The sequence below is a fragment of the Mycobacterium branderi genome, from assembly GCF_010728725.1.
GTDB lineage: Bacteria > Actinomycetota > Actinomycetes > Mycobacteriales > Mycobacteriaceae > Mycobacterium > Mycobacterium branderi.
Genome location: NZ_AP022606.1, coordinates 4,434,379 through 4,450,870 on the forward strand (window position 1 = coordinate 4,434,379; position 16,492 = coordinate 4,450,870).

The window sequence follows — 16,492 nt, forward strand, 5'->3', positions numbered from 1 at the left end:
CCACGGGCCAGCCTAATGGTGCAGCTACGGCGCCGCGAGGGCCGGTCCCGGCAGTCGCCGCAGTGCCGATGCGGCCGCGTGGTAGCCGCACAGTCCGTGGACGCCGGCCCCCGGCGGCGTGGATTGCGAACAGAGGTAGACGCCCGGCACGCCGGTGAAGTAGGGATCGATCGCCAGGCGCGGCCGGAAGAGGACCTGCAACCGGTCGTTGGCGCCGCCGATGATGTCGCCGCCGATGTAGTTGGCGTTGTAGTCCGCCAACTCCGCGGTGTTCTTGCTGACCATCGCCACGATCCGGTCGCGGAATCCGGGCGCGAACCGCTCGATCTGGTCGATAACGGCTGCGGTGGCGTCGCCGGTGTATCCGAACGGCACGTGCGCGTACGACCAGATCGGGTTGATAGCGCCCGCCGACCGCGACCGGTCAGCCAGGTATTGCTGCCCGACGAGGACGAATGGCCGCTGCGGCATCCGGCCCAGGGCGCGCTGGCGTTCCGTGTGGGCGATCTCGGCGAAGGTGCCGCCGAGATGGACGGTCCCGGCGCGACGGCACTCGGGGTTGGTCCACGGGACGTCACCGTCGATGGCGAAGTCGACCTTGAACGCCGATGAGCCTTCGCGGTAACGCCGATAGGAGCGTCTGATTCGGGCCGGCATCACGTCGCCGTAGATCTGCAACGCGGCGGCCGGGCTGAGGTCAAGCATGACGAGGTCGGCGTCAGGAATGTCGGCGCGGCCGCCGACCCTGACGCCGGTGGTGATCGTGCCCCCGTGGTCCTTCAACGCCGCGGCCAGCGCCGCGGTGATCGACCCCGATCCTCCTTCGGCGACCGGCCACCCGTAGCGGTGACCGCTCGCCAAGAACATCAACCCCAGCGACGCGGTCAGCGGCCGGTCCAGTCGGGTGAAAATGTGTGCCGCAGCCCCGCCGAAGAGCGCCCGGGCCTGCTCGGTGCGAAACCACCGCGCCAGCGCGGTCGCGGGTAGCAGCGCGCGCGGCCCAAAGGCGGCCAGCCGGATCGGGTGTTGCGGAATGTGCAGAACCGGGCGCAGCAAATCCTGGCCCAGGGCGTCGAACCCGGCCGCCAGGTCGCCCACGGCGAGCCGCCACCGGCGGCCGTCGGATCCCATTGCCGCCACGGTCTTTTCGATCCACTGATACAGCACGCCCGCGCTGCCATCGTCGAGCGGGTGCGCGCAATCGATCTCCGGCCATTTCCAGGTCAATCCGTAGCGAGGCAGGTCGATCTGTTTCCAGAACGGTGAGCCCACGCCCATCGGGTGTGCCGCCGAACAATGGTCGTGGATGACGCCGGGGACCGTCAGCTCGCCGGACCGCGCTCCCCCGCCGATGGTGTCCCGCGCCTCCAGCACTTGGACGTCAATCCCGCTGCGCGCCAGGTGAATCGCGGCCGCCAACCCGTTGGGCCCTGCGCCGACGACAACCGCGTTGGTCATGAGCGCCGCTCTCCCCCGCAAGCGGGAGGGGCCCCCACCTCATCGCTCCGTCCCCCTCGCCGCTGCGCGGCTGGGGGTGCCCCCGCTGCATCGTCGCCGGCGCGGGTCATCGGGCAGCGTCGGTCTGTCGCGTCGTGACGTGGACCGGGAACTCATCGCCGGGTTCGGGCCAGGGCTGGCGGGCCAGCATGTCCTTGACGGTGACGTAGCCTGCCTCGATCAGGCCGGTCTTGGCGTCGACGATGCGGTACCACTGCCGTTGGGTCTGGATCGGCTGGCCTTCTAAGATGATGACCCGAACGTCGCCCTCGTCGAAGTGGCAGCGCTTTTGCACCGCCTCGACCAATTGCTCGTTGTGCAGGTGGCCTTCGCCGAAGTTCCAGCCGATCAGCGGCCCGGCGACGATTTCACCCTCCCGGATCGCATAGTCGGTCTCGTTCGCGATCGCGCGGGGCAGCAGCCCGCCCAGTGCCCGGCCATGCAGGTGCATGGCCCGAAACGCCCCCGGCACCTTGTCGGCCATGACTTCGGCAGTGGCCGGCCCGTAGAGTTTCGCCAATTGGTTGATGACGAGCGCCGAGCTTTTGACGATGTTGGCCTCGATCTTGTCCTCGGCGCCCGGCCGGAAGCACCACAGGCTGGTGGCCCAGTTCCCGGCGTAGTAGCGCATCCCAGGCAGGAACGAAATCTGTTGGGGGAACATGTTTCCCGCGATCACAGCGGTAGCAATCACGATGACCAGGGCGACTGCCAGCAGCGGGGAGCTCAGGTCGAAGACCGTGATGGACCCGTAGTGGCCGAACAAGTAGAACAGCGAGAAGATGAAGAACACGTTCCACTCCAACGGAACTCCCATCGGGAGGTTGGAAATGATGTTGAAGTGGAAGATCACCATGAAGGCGATGAGGAACCACCGCCACGGCTGGCCGTCGGCGACGAAGACCAGCACCGTCGGCACGATGAATTCGGCTGTGGTGCCGCCAACGTGGGCCATGAGTTTCGGCAGCCGGGAGGGTCGCAGGTCGTTGACCGGGTCACGGTAGAGCTTGTGCTTGAACCACGTGAACATCTTGGGACGCAGCAGCGCGTTGTTGCTCGTCATCACGGCTACCACGTACGGGAAGTGGTGGTTGAGCTTGGAGGTCGCTGCGCCCCACCACAATCCGAGCATGATGATCTTGAACGCCGCGACCTGGTCGATGAACGGGAAGAAAAACACGAACAGCTTCAGCCAGTAGTGTTCGGCGCGGGCGGCCAGGAAGATGGTTTTGTCGCGCAGCCCGAGCACCGCCAGCGCGACGATGGTCGGCACCACCAGCACCGGGTTGATCAGCCCGGCATTGTCGCCTGGCGACAGCAGCGCCCACACCCCGGAGATCAGCACGACGGCGTACAGCGCGATGTCGACGACGTTGCGGGTGTCGCCGGCGGTGAACGGAACCTTGTCCGGCCAGGGAGGCAGCCGAATCGTGTTGGGCCGCAACCAGTACAGGAATCCGCCGATCTGCGGCCAGAACCTCCCGGTCAGCGGGCCGGATCCGCAGCCCAGACCCAGCACTTCGAACAGCAGGGTGAAGATGATGACCTTCTGGTACACGATCGGCTGGGTCCACCACTGCCCGATGTGGCCGAGGCCGCCCAGGCCCGGTGTCAGCGAGATGATCGCGGCGGGGGCGGCGATGTAGACGGCGATCTTGAACAGGTAAAGCAGGTAGACCGCGTACGGGGTGCCGAAACCGTGTTCGGCCCAGTGGCGGCTGCAGACCTGGACCCGGGTGCGCCACGGCAAGGTGCTCCAGGTGCCGGGGTCGACATCCGGAACCGATGGTGTGATGAATCCCATGGTGACCTCGTCTCGAATCAGTTGGCGGATAGGACGAATCGGCGCCGCAGTTCGGGTTTGTCGATCTTGCCGACCGGGTTCTTGGGCAGCTCGTCGACTATGACGATCTGCGCGGGCAGCTTGTATTTGGCCAAGGACTGGCGGATGTGCGCCAGCAGGCCGTCGGGAGTGACTTCGGCGCCGTCGCGCAGGGTCACGAACGCCACCGGCACTTCGCCGTAGACGGGATCGGGACGGCCGACGACGGCAGCCTCCCGCACGTCGGGGTGGGTGTAGATGACCGACTCGATCTCCTTGGGGTAGATGTTCTCCCCGCCGCGGATGATCATGTCCTTGGCCCGATCGACCAGGGTGAGGTAGCCGTCGGCGTCGAGAAAGCCGATATCACCGGTGTGCAGCCAGCCGTCGACGATCGTCTTCGCGGTGTCCTGCGGCCGGTTGAGATAGCCGCGCATGACCGTGGGCCCTTTGATGACGACCTCGCCGGGTGATCCGTCGGTGATCAGCTCGCCTCCCTCGTTCATGATCGCGACCGTGATGCCGGGAAGCGCTATTCCCGCGGTGCCGGGTTTGCGTTCACCGTCGAGCGGGTTGCTGGTGGAAGCGCAGGTTCCCTCCGACAGCCCGTAGCCCTCGACAATGGGTACGCCGTAGCGCTTTTCGAACCGATGAATCAGCTCGACCGGCATCGGGGCGGCCCCGCAGACGGCGTAGCGCACCGAACTCGTGTCCGGGGTGACCTCGGCCGGCAGCTCGGCCAGCATCCGGTAGATGGTCGGGACCGCCGAGAACGTCGTGGGCCGAACCCGTTCGACAATGTCGAAAAACGTTGCCGGGCTGAACCGTCCCGCCACTGTGGCCTGCCCGCCGGCCAGCAGCGGGGCCAACACGCTGACCACGATTCCGTTGACGTGGAACAGCGGCAGGATCAGCAGGCTGTGCGCGTCGGCACCCATCCCGGTGAAAGAGATCATCGATTGTGCCATCGCCATCATGTTGGCGTGGGTCAGCTCCACTCCCTTGGGTCGTCCGGTGCTGCCGCTGGTGTAAATGACCAGGGCCACAGTGTCTTCCGAGATGTCAGCAGTTGCGGCCGGTGTGTCGACCGGCTCGGACAGGTCGGCCAGCGTCAGCACCGTGTAGCCGGCGGCCGATGCAGAGTCGTCGTCGCACACCAGCACTCGCGCCTTGGAGTCGCCGAGCTGGTAGTCGGTCTCACTGGGCGTTAGCGCGGGATTGACCGGGGTGGCGGCGGCCCCCAGCCGCCACGCCGCGAACAACGCGATGATCAGCTCGACACGATTAGGCAGCGCCACCGCGACGACGTCTCCGGCGCCGACGCCCGCCTTCAACAGATGCGCGGCCGCGGTCTGCACCCGCTGCAGCAGCCGGGCGTTGGTCAGCTGGCCGTTGTGCTCATCGGCCAACGCCGGGCCATCGGGATGATGTGCGGCGCGCTCGTCGGGCAACAGGGCGAAATGCATTCGACACCTCTAAGCTGGTCGTTTCGTGCTAATGGCGGCAACCGTAACGCGCTGAATGTGGCCGGCACCATATGCGCGCATAACGAAGTGCACGATCACATTTGTGCTGTCCGCACGAACACTAGGTGGCCGGCCGCAGCACCGCCCGCGCCATCCACCGGCAGGCCTCCAACGCGATCTGCACTTTCAACACGGCATCCGGATCGTCGAAATCCTGTCCGCACAGCTCCATCGCCTGGGTCACCCGGTATTGAATAGTGTTGCGGTGCAATATCATTGCCTCAGCTGTCGCCACATAGCTACGGTTGCGCACCAGAAACTCGCGGAGCGTCTCACGCAGCCATCGGTTGCGGTCGTCGTCGAGACCGAGATCGCCCAGCGCATCAGCCACGAACCGGCGCAGCTCCTCCAAATCGCCGGCCATCAACGCGACCGGCGCGACCTCGGCGTAGAAGCTGACTCGAGATGGTGGAGAAGCGCCGCCACCGAGGACCACCGATTGGACCCGTTCGGCCTGTTTGAGTGACCTGCGAAAGCCATCCAGGCCCGCGTCGGTATCGCCGAAAGCCACATATGCGGCGATTCCCGACGAGTCGAACGCTGCGCGCACGCGCGACCGGTCCAGGACAACAGGCGCCGGCACCGACAGCCACACCCGCACCTCGCGCTCGTCGGTGTGAACCATCAATGGACGGCCGATGGCGCCGAGTTCGGCGGCCACCAGTCTCCCTACCCGATCCAACAACGTCGCCACGTCCCGGGTGGGCACCGCCACGTCGGCCCACGCGACAGCGGCGAGGTGCGTGCCGTCGAATCGGTACCGCAGCACCTCTTCGGCCCGCTGGATATCGACTGGCAGACCCGCGAGCAGCTGGCCGACCCACTGCTGTCGCAGGCCGCTGCGGCGACTCACCCAGCGATCGCGCTCCTGCTCGTAGGCCACTCCCACCTGATCGCATACCTGGTCGATGAAGCGGGCCGTGCGGTTCACCAGTTCGACGATCGTCGGCACCCGCGCGACGCCCTCCAGTGACGAGGCATATCGCATCGCGGCCTCCAAGAACCGCGCATGCCCGATCCGATACGCCCTGATCAATGCGGACAACGGAACATCGCGCTGGGCCAGCGCCCGCGCGTAGAACAAAGCGCCGGGCGGGGCCTGTACTCGCGATTGCGGCGCTTCGAGGTCTAGGTAGTGAATGCCGGCAACGACGACCTCGGTGATGCTCGCGGTCAGCAGGTCCGTCATCCGGGTGTCGTGATTCAGCGCCCGAATCTCGAGCTTCGTGACGTCAACCAGATCGGTGACGAACTCGTCGCGGTTGGTGTCCATATGTTGAGCCACCACCGACAGCGACTTGCCGACCTTCATCGGTCAAGTGTGCGCGCCACACCGCTCCGGCAAAACGTGGATCTCGACGCGCCTCACTTGATCGGGCCGCGGCGCGGGAACGCCGGTTGCGGGGGTTGAGCCCACTCGGCGCCGGTGGCCTCGAACAGCCGGCCGATCTCGGCGACGTGCATGTCGGCGAGGTCCCAGACATCGGGCACGAGTTCGCGGTCGGCGATGAAACCGAAGTCCAGCCGGTCCAGGTAGCTCACCACGGTGATGTTGAGGCCCTGCCCGTCGGTGACGATAGACACCGGGAACTGGTGACACAGCTTCGCCCTGGCGAAATACAACGGCTGGCGCGGACCGGGCACGTTGGAGATCACCACGTTGAACGGCAGTGTTACCCGGTCGGCCAACCGCAGCCGCGACGCCAGCCGCACGGCGGCGGTGGCCAGCACCGGCGTCGAATGCTGGGTGAGGTCGACCAGTTCGGCAGCGGGCACCAGGTCGTGCAGCCGCTTGGCCCGCTGCATCGCCGCACGGCAACGGGCGACCCGTTCGACGGGGTCGTCGCAGTCGGTGGGCAGTTCGGCGACGATGGCCGACACCCGGTTGGTCCATGGGTCCGCTTCGTCGCCGGTGCGGATCGACACCGGGACCATGGCCCGCAGCGGGCGGTCCGGCAGCGCGTCGTGGGCCAGCAGGTATTGCCGCAGCCCGCCGGCGCAAATCGCCATCACGACGTCGTTGACGGTGCCGCCGGTGGCGTGCTTGAGCCGCTTGACGTTCTCCAAAGAGGTTGTCCGCATGGCGAATCGGCGGTGCCCACTGATCGTCTTGTTCCACGGTGTGGGCGGCGCGGTGGTTTTGGGCAGCGAGATGTTCGGCCGGTTGCTCCCGCCGAACTGAGCGACCCACTTGACGGCCGCTCCGGCCCGGCCCGCGGCACTGCTCACGCCGTGGATTCCGGCGGCGTCGGCGAGCTGGCGCACGATCCGGGCCTGTACCCGCATCGCCTTGAATGGATTGGCGGTCAGGTGGATCAGTGTGCGGCGCAACAGTTCGGCGGTGCTGGGCAGCTGCTCGGGTTCCCACGACGGACCCTCCCCCGGCGCGGGAGCGCTGGGCTCGGTGTCGGTGACGATCTGCAACATCAGTTGCCCGGAGGCGCCGTCGATGGTGGCGTGGTGATATTTGGTCAGCAGCGCCCAGCGCCCATCCTGCAGCCCGTCGATGACGTAGACCTCCCACAGCGGCCGGGTGCGGTCCATCGGTCGCCCGACGATCCGGCACACCTGATCGGCCAGCTGGTCGACGAGACCCGGTCGGGCCAAGTGCGTTTCGCGGACATGGAACGCGAGATCGAAATTGGGGTCGGCCACCCAATAGGGATGGTCGAGCCCGAACGGCACCCCGACCAGGCGCCGCCGCAGTGGCTCGAGCTGGCCGACCAGCGAGGCGTACTTGGCGTACACCGCGGCGTATGGGTCGTAGTCGGGCGTGGGCCGCTCGAAGATCATCAGGCCCGTGACGTGGCCGAAGGTCGTCGGCGTCTCCATATACAGGAACGCGGCGTCCAGGCCGGTGAGTTGCTTCACGACGTTCTCTTTTCTACTCGGGCGCGTCGAATGAAAACTGCTCGCGCAGCTGGCGTTTCAGTGCTTTACCCGTCGGGGTGCGCGGGATGACGTCGGTGAACACCGCACGCTTGGGCAGCTTGAAGCGGGCGAGCTTGCCGCTGCAGTGCGCCAGCACCGCGGCCTCGTCAAGGTTGGGGTCGGCGAGTACGACTACCGCGAGTGGCGATTCGCCCCACTTGGCGGACGGCATCCCGATCACCGCAGCGTCGGCGATGCCGGGGTGGGACAGCAGGACGTCTTCGATCTCCGCCGGGTAGACGTTCTCTCCGCCGGAAATGATCATGTCTTTCAGCCGGTCCTGAATGTAGATGAAACCGTCGGCGTCGCGAACGGCGACATCGCCGGTATGCAACCAGCCATCGGTGATCGTCTCAGAGGTCGCATCCGGCCGGTTCCAGTAGCCCGCCATGATGTGTCGGCCACGCACCAACACCTCACCGGAAGCCTCGGGTCCGACGTCGGCACCTTGGTCGTCGACGACGCGAACATCGGTGTGAAAGAACGCCTTTCCCGTCGAGCCGATGTGCGACATCGCATCGTCGGGACTGATCACACAGGCCGGGCCGCACGTCTCGGTGAGTCCGTAGACCTGATGGACCTCGTAGCCGAGGTTGGCGTAGGACTCGATCAACGACACCGGCACCGGGCTGGCGCCACTCATGATCCAGCGAAGCGTCAGCGACTCACGCAGCCCCGGCCGATACGTCGGCAGCATGAAGTTCAGCATGGCGGGGACGGCCAGCGTGATCGTGACTTTCTCGTCGCGGAAGACGTCCCAGATCCGCTGGGCGTCGAAGTGGCGCAACATCACGATTGTTGCGCCCCGGTAGATGCAGCTCACCATCGGATTGAGCGCACCGACGTGAAACAGTGGAAGCGAGATCAGGTAGCGGTCGCGGAACCGGATGTCGACACTGGCCAGCACGGTGAGCACTGACCATTCCACGCTGTCGTGCGTGTGCACCGCGCCCTTGGGTAGTCCGGTGGTGCCCGAGGTGTACATGATGAACAGCGGGTCGTCACCGTCGCCGTCGACGACCACTGGGTCGTGCGGTGCCTGTTCCACCAAGGCTTCGAAATCCGCCGCCCAGCCGGGACCGTCGACCCCGACGCGCAACCAGTGCCGCACCGGTGTGCCGTGCTCGCGCAGGTCGGCGACGACGGCGTCGTACTCGGCGTCGAACACCAAAACCGTTGCACCGGAATCACGCAGCATGAATGCGAGCTCATTGGCTACCAGCCGCCAGTTCAACGGAACGACCGCCAGCCCGGATCGGGCGGCGCCGTAAAAGGTTTCGACGAAGTGGTGCCCGTTGGGCAGCAGCACGGCGACCCGGTCACCCTTGGCGAGCCCCAGCCTCGTCAGCGCGTGGGAGGTTCGGTCAGCGCGCTCGTTGAGTTCGGCGAAGCTGAACCGCAGGCCGGCGGCCTCGTCTACGAGCGCCTCCAGGCCCGGATTCAACTCGGCCCGCTTGCTCAGATGCGCTCCGACGTTCATGACGGCCTTTCGGGTTGCGGGTAGAGCGGTCGCAGCTGTGGCGGCGACCGGAATGGCGTCCGCCGACCGGGCTGGGCGGACAGGTTGCAGCATATCTATATATGTTGCATGACCGCAATAGTTTTAGTTCTGTTTCTTTTGATGCGACTTTGATAAAGTGTTGCGATCGCGAGACAGTATCCGGCCGCCGGGAGGTGCGACATCACCGAAACGCAGTTGTCCCGCCTGTTGGCGGCAGACCGTCGGCCGGACGCGTTGACCGCATTCCGCATCGCCCGCCGGTGGTTCATGACAGGCCGTCGGATCGAGATGCGGGAATTGGCCGCGGAGCTCGGCGTGAACCGCGCCACCCTGTTCCGCTGGGTCGGTAGCCGAGACGATCTGCTCGCCGAGATCCTCTGGTCGCTCGCCGAGCCGACGCTGGCGATGGCGGTCGACGGCGCACCGGGCCGCGGCGCTCAGCGCGTCGTGGCCATCATGGATCGATTCGCCACCATCCTCGACGAGGCCGACTACTTCCGGGAGTTTCTCCGCCGTGAGCCCGAGCGCGCGCTGAGAATCCTCACCACGCGGGCCAGCGCGGTGCAGCAGCGGTTGGTCACCGCGGTGGAATCCCTTCTGCGCGAAGAGATCACGCACGGGCAGTTGAAGCCGCCATTACCACCGCACGACCTCGCATACCTCATCGTGAGGATCGTCGAATCCTTCCTCTATGCCGACATCATCACCGGCGGACAACCCGAAATCGGCAAGGCGCAACAGGCGATCGCCGCCTTGCTCGGCCGCGACTAATTGACGGACACGACCCGGCCGAAAAGCTTCTGTCAGTCCACACGAACCCGAAGAACTACCGCCGGACTGGCAGCCGCTCCCACAAAAACCACTGCCCGAGGACCCACCCTTCTGAGGGGCGGCTATAAGCCGGGCAGGCAGGTGACGAACGGGATGAGCCCGGGACACTGCTCGAATACGTTGGGTGGATTCGCTGGCGGCGGAGGCGGCGGGATGGGAGTTGGAAACAGGTTGGGCCCCTCCCAATAGTGGGCTGGAGCCTTGGTCCGCACGTCGTAGTCGAAGTAGTAGGTGTGGCAGACATTCATATCCCACACGAGATCTGCATCCGAGCGCGGCGGATCGTTCGGCATGTCTTGTCCGGGGCACCACTGGAATGGGCCGTACGTATAGGCATGGGCGGTACCAGCTCCCAGCCCCAAACCGGCCAGGCCGAAACCGCTGGACAACAACATCGTCGTTGCTATCGCTGCGGCGCGTCGTCGCATAGACCGCAGGGTATTCCCGGCTGAGCGGGAAGGCTGCGGAATCGCAAACCCTACGCGTCTTCGAGCAGATCCGGGGTCACCGCCGATTCGGTGTCGGGGATGCCTTCCTGTTTGGCCTTGCGATCGGCCATCGACAGGAGCCGCCGAATACGGCCTGCCACAGCATCTTTCGTCATCGGCGGATCAGCCAGCCTGCCCAGTTCCTCCAACGACGCCTGCCGGTGCTCGACGCGCAGCTTGCCGGCCGCGGCCAGATGGTCGGGCACGGCATCGCCGAGGATTTCCAGCGCACGCTCCACCCGGGCGGCCGCCGCCACCGCGGCGCGCGCCGAGCGCCGCAGGTTGGCGTCGTCGAAGTTGGCCAGCCGGTTAGCCGTCGCCCGCACCTCGCGGCGCATGCGGCGCTCCTCCCAGATCAGCCGGGTGTCCTGGGCGCCCATCCGGGTCAGCAGCGCGCCGATGGCCTCGCCGTCGCGCACCACGACGCGGTCGGCACCGCGCACCTCACGCGCCTTGGCGCTGATCCCGAGCCGGCGCGCCGCGCCCACCAGCGCCAAGGCCGCCTCCGGGCCCGGGCAGCTGACCTCCAGGGACGACGAGCGCCCCGGCTCGGTCAGCGATCCGTGCGCCAGGAACGCGCCCCGCCAGGCGGCCTCGGCGTCGGCGACGCTGCCGCCGACGACCTGCGCCGGCAGCCCCCGCACCGGGCGGCCCCGCAGATCCAGCAAGCCGGTCTGACGGGCCAGCGCCTCGCCGTCGTTGGCGACTCGCAACACATACCGGGTCTGCTTGCGAATTCCGCTGGCGGACAAGACATGTACGACGGCGTTGTAACCGTACAGGTCGAAGATGTCCTTGCGCAGCCGTCGCGCGATGCTGCCCAGGTCCACCTCGGCTTCGACAACCACCCGGCCGCCGACGATGTGCAGCCCGCCAGCGAACCGCAGCAACGAGGTGACCTCGGCACGCCGCGCGCTCACCGAGTTCACCACCAGGCGGCTCAACTCGTCTTTGACTTCGGCCGTCATTGCCACGCGTCGTCACCTCTCGGTCCGTCTGCGCCGGGTTGCTGACGTTCACCTTCAATCGGCATCGGGGCTGTCACCGGGGACGCTGCCTGACCAGTGTCGCGCACACCCACCCCGTCCAGCGCCGCGGCCAGCTTGCCCGGGTCATGTAAAGGTGTACCAGGCCGCGACACGTCGGCGAACCGAACCTCGGCGTCCAGCAGCTTCGCGGTGCGCCTCAGCTGGTCGCGCTCGCGCTCACTGGGCACCCGCTCGGCGTCGATGATGACGTCGTGCACGGTGAAATCCGGTGCGTGCTGCGCGAGCACGTGCAGGTGACGTTCCACCGAGAACCCGGCCGTCTCCCCCGGCTCGGCGACCAGGTTGAGCACCAGCGCACGCCGGGCCGTGGTCGCCCGCAGCGCGGCGGCCAACCCCGGTACCAGCACATGCGGAATCACACTGGTGAACCAGGATCCGGGCCCCAACACCACCAGGTCGGCGGCCATGATCGCGTCGACGGCCTGCCGGGTGGCCGGCGGGTTGGCGGGCAGCAGCCGCACCCGGCGCACCTTGCCCGGCGTGGTCGCGATCGCCACTTGACCGCGGATGAGCCGGAACATCCGCGGGTCGACCTCCAGTCCGGAGACGTCGGCCTCGATCTGCAGCGCGATCGGGCACATCGGCAGCACCCGGCCTTTGACGCCGAGGATGCGGCCCAGCTCGTCGAGCGCGGCGACCGGGTCGGCCAGCATCTCGGACAGGCCGGCCAGCAGCAGGTTGCCGATCGGGTGCCCGGCCAGCGCCCCGCTGCCGCCGAACCGGTGCTGCAGGACGGTCGCCCACAGCCGCCCGTGCGGACTGTCGGAAGCCAACGCCGCCAACGCCATTCGCAGATCACCGGGCGGGACGACGTCGAGTTCGCTGCGCAGCCGGCCCGAGGAGCCGCCGTCGTCGGCGACGGTGACGACGGCGGTGACGTGCGGGGTCAGCCGCCGGGCTGCCGACAGCGTCGCGTACAGGCCGTGTCCACCGCCCAGAGCGACGATGCTGGGGCTTGTTCCGGGGGTCATGCGACGCTCCTCCTCATCGCTTCGCTCTGCATCGTCGCCGTCGCGGACTCATTCGCGGCCCAGATCCCGGTGCAGCACCCGCACCGACAGTTGCTTATCGGGCTCCAGCAAGCGCGCCAGCGCTTCGGCGATGGCCACACTGCGATGCTTGCCGCCGGTGCAACCGATGGCGACGGTCATATAGCGCTTCCCCTCCCTGCGATAGCCGTCGACAACCAGGGACAGCAATCGATGGTAGGTGTCGAGGAACTCTGCCGCGCCGCTCTGGCCGAGCACGTAGTCACGAACCAGCGGATGTTGGCCGGTATGCGGCCGCAGTTCGTCGACCCAGTGCGGGTTGGGCAGGAATCGCACGTCCATCACCATGTCGGCGTCCATCGGCAGGCCGTATTTGTAGCCGAACGATTCGACGGTGACGCTGGTATGCGCGACGGTCTCGCCGCCGAAGGCGCGTTCGATGCTCTCCCGCAGGCCCCGCACCGACAGCGTGGACGTGTCGATGATCAGGTCCGCCGTGGCGCGGACCGGCGCCAGCATCTCCCGTTCCGCGGCGATACCTTCGGCCAGTGTCTGCTCGCCCTGCAGCGGGTGGCTGCGGCGATTCTGCTCGTAGCGGCGCACCAGCATGTCGTCGGAGGCCTCCATGAACAGCACCCGGGGGGTGATGTTGCGAGTGGCCAAGTCGTTGCGGACCCAGTCCAAATCACCGGTGAACCCGCGCGAGCGCACGTCCATCACCACCGCCAGCTGGGTGATTCGCGAGCCCGCCGCCAGACCGAAGTCCACCATCCGGCTGATCAGCTGCGGCGGCAGGTTGTCGGCGACATACCAGCCGAGGTCCTCGAGCACCTTGGCCGCGGTACCGCGCCCAGCCCCGGACAACCCCGTCACCAGCACCACGTCTATGCCGGATTCGGTTGAGCTCGAAGAGTTTTCGGCTTGGCTGCGGCTGGTCATCGTAGGGCCTCGAGTACCGCCGTCGCCGTCGCCACGCCGATGCCGGGCACAGCGGTGATCTCCTCGACCGTGGCCTCCCGCAGCCGCGCCACCGACCCGAAATGAGTGACCAGCGCCTTGCGCCGGTGCTCACCGAGCCCCGGCACCGCGTCCAGCGCGGAAGCCGTCATCCGTTTGGACCGCTTGCTGCGGTGATAGCTGATGGCGAACCGGTGCGCCTCGTCCCGGATGCGCTGCAGCAGATAGAGGCCTTCGCTGTTGCGGGGCAGGATGATCGGGTCCGGCTCACTGGGCACCCACACCTCCTCCAGCCGCTTGGCCAGCCCGATCACCGCGACATCGGTGATGCCGAGCTCGTCGAGCACTTTACTGGCCGCGTTGACCTGCGGCGCACCGCCGTCGACGACGTACAGATTCGGCGGGTAGGCGAACTTACGTGACTTCCCTTCCGGCGCAAGGGTATTCGACTCCTGAAGGTGGCGGGCGAAGCGGCGACGCGTCACCTCGGCGATCGAGGCGACGTCGTCGGAGCGGCCCTGCCCTGCGGCTTCCCGGATCGCGAAATGACGATAGTCCGACTTGCGCGGCAGGCCGTCTTCGAATACCACCAGCGAACCCACCACGTCGGTGCCCTGCACGTGGCTGATGTCGACGCATTCTATGCGAAGCGGCGCCTCGGCCAAGCCGAGCGATTCCTGAATGTTCTGCAGCGCAGCAGATCTGGCGGTGAAGTCGCCCGCCCGCTTCAATTTATGTTGCTGCAGCGCTTCTTTGGCGTTGCGCTGCACAGTCTCGGCCAGCGCGCGCTTGTCGCCGCGCCGCGGGACCCGCAGCGCCACCCGCGAACCGCGCAACTCAGACAGCCAGCTGGCCAGCTCGTCGGAGTTCGGCGGCAGGCACGGCACCAGCACCTCTCGCGGCACCGGGTTGGTGGATTCGTCGGCAGCGCCGTCGAGTTCGGCCTGCTCCGCGTAGAACTGGGTCAGGAACTGCTCGACCAGCCGCGCCTCGCCGGAATCGCCGGGGTCACCGGGCTTTTCGACGATCCAGCCGCGCTGGCCGCGAACACGCCCGCCACGGACGTGGAACACCTGCACCGCCGCCTCCAGCTCGTCGTCGGCGAATGCCACCACGTCGGCGTCGGTGCCGTCGCCCAGCACAACGGCCTGCTTCTCCAGGGCGCGCTTCAACGCCGACAAGTCGTCGCGCAGCCGGGCGGCGCGTTCGAAGTCCAGATGCTCGGCGGCGGTGTTCATCTGCTGTTCCAGGCTGCGCGCGTACCGGTCGGTCTTGCCGGACAGGAAATCGCAGAAGTCCAGCACGATCTGGCGGTGCTGCTCGGCGCTGACCCGCCCGATGCACGGCGCCGAGCACTTGTCGATGTAGCCGAGCAGGCATGGCCGGTCGATTTGCTTGTGCCGCTTGAACACTCCGGCCGAGCAGGTGCGTGCCGGGAACACCCGGGTGAGCAGGTCCAGAGTTTCCCGGATGGCCCAGGCATGCGAATAGGGCCCGAAATAACGCACGCCCTTGCGCCGCGGGCCGCGATAGACCATCAGCCGCGGGAATTCCTCGTTGAGGGTGACGGCCAGCACCGGATAGGACTTGTCGTCGCGGTAGCGGACGTTGAACCGCGGGTCGAACTCCTTGATCCAGTTGTATTCCAGCTGCAGCGCCTCGACTTCGGTGTTGACCACCGTCCACTCGACTTTCGCGGCGGTGGTCACCATCTGGCGGGTGCGCGGGTGCAGGCTGGCGACGTCGGCGAAGTATGACGTCAGCCGGCTGCGCAGGCTCTTGGCTTTGCCGACGTAGATGACGCGGCCGTGCTGGTCCCGGAATCGGTAGACGCCCGGTTCGACCGGGATGGACCCGGGCGCGGGCCGATACGTGGCGGGGTCAGGCACGGTTTCTAGGCTAGTCTGCCGCCGCGACAAGACGCAGAATCGCATTGGCGCGGCGCCGCGGATGCGACTCTACGTCTGCTCGTGCGGGGATTGGTAGCGCGCCATCAGTGTCCGCACGGTTTCCATGGCGTCCACCGCGCGGTCCTTGTCGACGGCCTGGATCGCCATCAGCGGAATGTACTCGTCGTCGGGCAGGTCGATGCGCGCCCAGCGAGCACCGGCCGGAAACGACACGCCCACCACCTCCGACCACGGCACCATCCGGTAGCCGAGCAGGTTGCGCACCGACAGTCCGGCGGGCCCGACCCGCAGCCGCGGCCGGGCGAACAACAGCACTAAACCCGCAAGGACAAGGCCCAGCACCGCCATCGCGACCTGGTCGGCGGTCTGGAAGATCACCCCGCTGGAGCGGATCTTGAGCATCAGGCCCACCGCGATGTGCGCCGCGGCGATCACGAACGCCGCGGTGTAGGCGAAATACGGTGTCAGGTGCGGACGCACCTCGGCGTCCCAGTCCGGGTTGGCGGTCACGGCCTTGCGCGCAGATCGCGCAGGGTCAGCGCGGTGCTCAGCGCCGCCGCCGTCGCCTGAGCGCCCTTGTCCTCGGCTGATTCCGGCAGTCCGGCCCGGTCCAGTGCCTGCTGCTCGGTGTTGGTGGTCAGCACCCCGTTGGCGACCGGTGTGGACGCGTCCAGCGACACCCGGGTCAGGCCCTGAGTCACGGCGTCACAGACGTAGTCGAAATGCGGTGTCTGGCCGCGGATCACCACACCCAGTGCGACGACGGCGTCGTGCTCACGCGCCAATGCCTGTGCCACCACCGGGATCTCGATGGCGCCGAGCACCCGCACCACTGTCGGGTCGTCCACACCCCACTCGGCGGCCGTCTTGCGCGCGCCGCCTAACAGCGCGTCACAGATCGTGGTGTGCCACGTGCTGGCCACGATCGCCAGCTTCACTCCGGATGCGTCGAGTGCCGGCATGTCCGGCACACCGGCGGCTGGGCTCACTG

General features: G+C 67.1%; 14 protein-coding genes. 1 reads left to right on the plus strand and 13 read right to left on the minus strand.

What is annotated here, in order from left to right; translation table 11 throughout:
- Positions 1-24: 24 nt before the first annotated feature.
- The 6 genes from G6N47_RS21405 to G6N47_RS21430 form a co-directional block, all read right to left on the minus strand.
- Positions 25-1,458, minus strand: coding sequence for a phytoene desaturase family protein (locus G6N47_RS21405; RefSeq protein WP_083134441.1), 1,434 nt, complete (start codon positions 1,456-1,458; stop codon positions 25-27).
- A gap of 106 nt (positions 1,459-1,564) precedes the next feature.
- A complete protein-coding gene (locus G6N47_RS21410) occupies positions 1,565-3,301 on the minus strand; it encodes a DUF3556 domain-containing protein (protein WP_083134440.1) in 1,737 nt (578 codons plus the stop codon).
- A gap of 17 nt (positions 3,302-3,318) precedes the next feature.
- Positions 3,319-4,785 carry a class I adenylate-forming enzyme family protein gene (locus G6N47_RS21415; RefSeq protein ID WP_083134439.1) on the minus strand — a complete coding sequence of 489 codons (1,467 nt, stop codon included), beginning with the start codon at positions 4,783-4,785 and terminating at the stop codon, positions 3,319-3,321.
- A gap of 121 nt (positions 4,786-4,906) precedes the next feature.
- A complete protein-coding gene (locus G6N47_RS21420; protein ID WP_083134438.1) occupies positions 4,907-6,157 on the minus strand; it encodes a PucR family transcriptional regulator in 1,251 nt (416 codons plus the stop codon).
- 53 nt (positions 6,158-6,210) lie between these two features.
- The gene (locus G6N47_RS21425; protein ID WP_083134437.1) at positions 6,211-7,716 is read right to left on the minus strand and encodes a WS/DGAT/MGAT family O-acyltransferase; all 1,506 of its coding nucleotides are present in this window, start codon (positions 7,714-7,716) and stop codon (positions 6,211-6,213) included.
- A 13-nt stretch (positions 7,717-7,729) separates the two neighbouring features.
- Positions 7,730-9,256, minus strand: coding sequence for a long-chain-fatty-acid--CoA ligase (locus G6N47_RS21430; protein WP_083134436.1), 1,527 nt, complete (start codon positions 9,254-9,256; stop codon positions 7,730-7,732).
- Between the two features lie 309 nt (positions 9,257-9,565).
- Between G6N47_RS21430 and G6N47_RS21435 the strand changes: the two genes are divergently transcribed.
- Positions 9,566-10,048 carry a QsdR family transcriptional regulator gene (locus G6N47_RS21435; RefSeq protein WP_232080378.1) on the plus strand — a complete coding sequence of 161 codons (483 nt, stop codon included), beginning with the start codon at positions 9,566-9,568 and terminating at the stop codon, positions 10,046-10,048.
- A gap of 122 nt (positions 10,049-10,170) precedes the next feature.
- On the opposite strand, the gene G6N47_RS21440 is transcribed toward G6N47_RS21435, so the two are convergent.
- From G6N47_RS21440 to ribH, 7 genes are all read right to left on the minus strand, one after another.
- On the minus strand, positions 10,171-10,536 hold the full coding sequence (locus G6N47_RS21440) for a hypothetical protein (RefSeq protein WP_139799721.1): 366 nt from the start codon (positions 10,534-10,536) through the stop codon (positions 10,171-10,173).
- Between the two features lie 50 nt (positions 10,537-10,586).
- Positions 10,587-11,564, minus strand: a complete 978-nt coding sequence (gene whiA, locus G6N47_RS21445; protein ID WP_139799724.1) for a DNA-binding protein WhiA — start codon at positions 11,562-11,564, stop codon at positions 10,587-10,589.
- Positions 11,561-12,616, minus strand: coding sequence for a uridine diphosphate-N-acetylglucosamine-binding protein YvcK (yvcK, locus tag G6N47_RS21450; RefSeq protein ID WP_083134434.1), 1,056 nt, complete (start codon positions 12,614-12,616; stop codon positions 11,561-11,563). The genes whiA and yvcK overlap by 4 nt, the downstream gene beginning before the upstream one ends.
- Before the next feature lie 48 nt (positions 12,617-12,664).
- Positions 12,665-13,573 (minus strand): RNase adapter RapZ, encoded by a 909-nt coding sequence (gene rapZ / locus G6N47_RS21455; RefSeq protein WP_083134433.1) that lies wholly within the window; start codon positions 13,571-13,573, stop codon positions 12,665-12,667.
- A complete protein-coding gene (gene uvrC / locus G6N47_RS21460; protein ID WP_083134432.1) occupies positions 13,570-15,480 on the minus strand; it encodes an excinuclease ABC subunit UvrC in 1,911 nt (636 codons plus the stop codon). The genes rapZ and uvrC overlap by 4 nt, the downstream gene beginning before the upstream one ends.
- 69 nt (positions 15,481-15,549) lie before the next feature.
- Entirely contained in the window at positions 15,550-16,011 is a 462-nt protein-coding gene (locus tag G6N47_RS21465; RefSeq protein WP_083134431.1) for a PH domain-containing protein, read from the minus strand.
- Entirely contained in the window at positions 16,008-16,490 is a 483-nt protein-coding gene (ribH, locus tag G6N47_RS21470) for a 6,7-dimethyl-8-ribityllumazine synthase (protein ID WP_083134430.1), read from the minus strand. Before ribH ends, G6N47_RS21465 begins: the two co-directional genes overlap by 4 nt.
- Positions 16,491-16,492: the final 2 nt, after the last annotated feature.